Below are 1,017 nucleotides of genomic sequence, written 5' to 3'. Positions count from 1 at the left end.
CAGCGATAGCTGTTCCGTCCGGGGAACGACGAGGATATTCGCCCCGAACCGGTCCAGCTTGTCGCGCACCGCCCCCTCCATCTGCATGGTGAGGGAGGAGAGGGCGACGAACGTCCCGATCCCGAGGAAGATCCCGAGGCCGGTGAACACCGCACGGGATTTTCTCCGGAACAGGTTCTTCCAGGCCAGTTTGCGGATGTTCATCGCGCAGCCCCCGCCCCTACGATCGATTGCCGGGGAAGTAATTCTTCCCGGCTGCGATGTCGCCCTTCCGGATCACCAGGTACTGGCCTTCCACCTTGCGCGCCAGTGGATGGGGGTTGCACCCCCCCTTGATTTCCTCGATCCGCACCGAGGGGAACGCCACCCCGCATTTGTTGCACACCATCCGGTCTTCCTCCTGGCGATACCCAAGATTCGTCCGGAAGCAGCCGTTGCACGCGTCGAAGGCGGCGCGATACGCGTCGTCGGAACTTTTCAGCGCGAAATAATAAAGCTGCCGTCCGTCGACTTCTTGCTGGAGAAAGAGCGCCTTGCTCGAATCGAGCGCCTTGAGGGGGATCTTCACCACGTCCGCTGTTTCGACGACCCCGGCCGACTTCGCGATCTCCGCGTAGGTCTTCGGGAAGATGCCTCCGAGCCATCCCGCCGCCCCGAGCGCAACCACCCCCGCAAGGATGGCCGCCGCGATCAGAGGGAGGCGCTTTCCCCTCCCGCGGCCGGGATCCGTTCCTCCGTTCGTTCCCCCTGTCGTCCTGTGCATGTTTTCGTCTCCTCCTGCCCTCTTCGACATGGCCGTCCCCTTCCGGATCGATATCTCCACTACATGCAAGCACTTCCTGTGCCACCTGACCGGGAAATCCAATATCACAATGGTATTGATGAAGTGCGACAGGAAACTCCCGGAACGTGTGTCCCCCGGAAGCCGATGCCGTGAAGAATATTCTCCAGGGGTGGGGAGTATTCGCTTTCCCGCCAACGAAGGCCCGGGCGACTTCCCGGGCCTTGAATTTTCTT

General features: G+C 61.7%; 2 protein-coding genes. Both read right to left on the bottom strand.

Annotated features, from left to right (window positions below):
- Window positions 1-204, bottom strand: a 204-nt coding sequence (locus tag VJ307_10770; protein HJX74618.1) for a hypothetical protein, incomplete at its 3' end; no start/stop codon positions are given.
- Between the two features lie 16 nt (window positions 205-220).
- Window positions 221-763, bottom strand: a complete 543-nt coding sequence (locus tag VJ307_10765; protein HJX74617.1) for a DUF2318 domain-containing protein — start codon at window positions 761-763, stop codon at window positions 221-223.
- Window positions 764-1,017 lie beyond the last annotated feature (254 nt).

The sequence above is a fragment of the Candidatus Deferrimicrobiaceae bacterium genome (assembly GCA_035256765.1).
In the GTDB taxonomy this organism is placed as follows: Bacteria; Desulfobacterota; Deferrimicrobia; order Deferrimicrobiales; family Deferrimicrobiaceae; genus CSP1-8.
The sequence above is the reverse complement of the archived record's forward strand: the minus strand, read 5'-3'. Positions and strand labels throughout refer to the sequence as shown.

What these genes read in the sequence shown, in the direction of transcription:
- VJ307_10765 (HJX74617.1), bottom strand. Translation starts at nt 763, where the DNA reads ATGCACAGGACGACAGGGGGAACGAACGGAGGAACGGATCCCGGCCGC.